At 74.8% G+C, this 2,792-nt stretch carries 1 protein-coding gene; it reads left to right on the forward strand.

All coding sequences use genetic code 11. The features are described 5' to 3' along the window. Positions 1 to 97: 97 nt before the first annotated feature. The coding region (locus AB8Z75_RS33885) for a hypothetical protein (RefSeq protein WP_369208816.1) at positions 98 to 2,792 on the forward strand (2,695 nt) is incomplete at its 3' end.

The following is a 2,792-nucleotide window of genomic DNA, read 5'->3' on the forward strand; positions in this document are numbered from 1 at the left end:
GGGGCAGGGGGCCGGCGCCGGGTCCTGGGCTGCCCGCCTGCCTCGCACGGGTCTCCTGTCGGCCGGTAGCGTGATCGCTCGACCACAGGGGGTACGGATGGCAGGGCGAGGGACCGAGCGCGCGCCGCAGAGCGGTCGGCGGGAGCGCGACGCCGAGATCGCGCGGTACTGGAGGGCGGTGGAGATCTTCAGTCCGCCGCAGGTGGACGAGGTCGCCCCCCGGCGTGGAGTGCGGGCCGTACGGTCCGGCGAACCGCTTCCCTGGGAGCAGGGGAGCGGCCTACGGCCGGCGCGCGCCAGGTGTGCGTGGCAGCACACGGTCTACTGCGGGATCTTCCCCATCGAGAAGGTGCGCGATCAGCTCGCGGAGGTCTTCCAGGATTCCGGCGGGGAGAACCACGACGGCCGGGTCGGCGGTCACAGCGCGCTGCTCGCGTTCACCGTCAACGAAGACGGAATGCTGATCAAGGATTCGGTGACGGTGTCCGCCTGCGCGTGGGCCACGGGCCGCAGTGCCAAGCCGGGGCCCGGCGACCCGGCGTGGCTGGACGGCTTCGCGTCGAAGGAGACCGCCTGCACCGAGGTGCTGCTGGCGCTCGGGGACGGGAAGGTCGAGGTACGAGGCGGCCGGGTCGTACCCGGCGAGAAGAGTCTGCTGCGGGTGGCAGGACGGCTGGCGCTGGGCGCCGTCGCGGACGGCGTGACGGGTGGGCTCGCCGGCCTGGCGCGGGAGTCGGTGGGAAGGGTGCTGCCGGGCATGCTGGGCAAGGCCGCCTCCGAAGGCGCGGCCAAGGCGACCGAAAGCCTCGCCCAGGGCGCCCGCAGCTCCTACCGGGAGCGGCGAGGTGACGCGCAGGCCGAGAACGACCGGCGCGGTGGCGACGGGGACGCGGAGGAGCCCGCTTCGGACGGCGGCGGCGCGGCTCCCGCCGGCCGCCAGGCGGACGAGGAGAAGGAGACGCGGGACGGGCCGCCGCCCGAGATCGGCAGCAAGCCCCTCGCGCTCGCCGATCTGGCGGGCGTCACGGCGTGGCTGGCCGAGGAGCTCGGAGTGACCGGGATCCTGGCGCCCGAGACCGCCCGGATCAAGAGCCTTCAGGTGGGCGAGGCCCGTGCGGACGAGCCGCCGCAGCAGGATCTGCTGAACAGCTTCATCGCCGACGACCTCGACCGCGTCGCCGACGCTCTCGCCGACGGGCGAGGCGGCCCGGTACTGGAGGCCTACCTGACGCCCGAGAACGGGCTGGCCACGGACGCCAGGGTGGATGTGCGCCGGCACCCGGAGCAGGTGCTGGCGGGTGTCGATCCACGACTGGCGCCCGCCGGCTGCTGGCCTTCGCCGTACCCGCTGGCGCTCAGCCAGCAGTTCGCCGTGAACCAGGCGCTGGCCACGCTGCGCGGCACCGAGGGGATCTTCTCGGTCAACGGCCCCCCGGGAACGGGCAAGACGACACTGCTGCGGGACGTGGTGGCGGCGCTGGTGACCGAGCGCGCCGAACGGCTGGCCGAACTGGACGCGCCGACCCAGGCGTTCACCGGGGAGCCGCACGTCCACCGGGTGGACGGGAAGGAGTTCACGCTCCACCAGTTGGCCGACTCCCTGACCGGTTACGAGATGGTCGTCGCCTCCGCGAACAACGGAGCGGTGGAGAACATCACCACCGAGATCCCGGCCTTGTCGGCGCTCCCGGAGGCCTGGCGCGAGACCGCGAGCTACCTGCGGGAGCCGGCGACCTCGCTGTTCGAGGACAAGCCGGTGTGGGGCGCGGTGGCGGCACGGCTCGGCAGGCGGTCCTACCGGGGCGAGTTCGTCAGCCGGTTCTGGTGGGGCGACTCGTCGGGCGGGCGCACGTCCGGTGGAGGCCGGGAGGGGCGTCGGCAGCAGCAGGAGCCGCCGGCCCCCCGGGGACTGCGCGCGTATCTCAGCGACCCCGCCCGGCGGCTGGACCGGCACGGCTGGCGCCAGGCCGTAGCCCGGTTCCGTGCCGCCCGGCGCGAGGTGGAGCGGCTGCGCGCGGAACGGGGCGCCGCCGCCGACGACCTGGCCGCTCTCCCCGGGGCACTGCGGCGGGGAGAGGAGGCGCGGAACGCCGCGGCGCAGGCGGCCACCGAACGCCCGGACGTCGAGCGGAATCTCCAGTTCGCGGCGGAGGAGGAACGGCGGCGCGCTGCGTACGCGGACCGCTGCCGGGAGGAGCTGGCCGCGCACGGCGCGGGCCGGCCGGGCGTGCTCACCGCCCTGTTCACGTGGGGCAGGGCCTCGCGGGCGTGGGCGGAGGAGCAGCACAAGGTGCGGGAGCGGCACGACGCCGCTCGCCGGGACGCCGACGCGGCGGCCGAGATGCACGGGCGGTGGCGGCAGGAGGAGCTGCGGTTGCGGCGAGTCGCACAGGAATCGGAGACGATCCTGTCCGAACTGGAGGCGCTGACCGACCGTCACGCCCGGGCCCGGGAGCGCCTGGGCGGCAGTCTGCCCGACCCGGCCGACTACGTCGCGGACGCCGACCGGGCGACGGAGGAGCGGCGGGAGCGCTCCGCTCCCTGGTCGGATGCCGAGTTCGCGCGGGCCAGGGCCCGGCTCTTCACCGAGGCGCTTCGCCTGCACGAGGCGTTCCTTCTCGCGGGCGGCGACCAGGTGCGCAGGAGCCTGCGCGCCGCGATGGAAGTGGTACGGGGCAAGGCACCCGCCGGGCTCTCGGCCGCTGCCACACGTGCGGCGTGGCAGTGGCTGTTCCTGACGGTTCCCGTGGTCTCGACGACCTTCGCGTCGTACGACCGGATGTTCGCCGGGC

It is taken from the genome of Streptomyces sp. PU-14G (assembly GCF_041028275.1).
Taxonomy (GTDB): Bacteria; Actinomycetota; Actinomycetes; order Streptomycetales; family Streptomycetaceae; genus Streptomyces.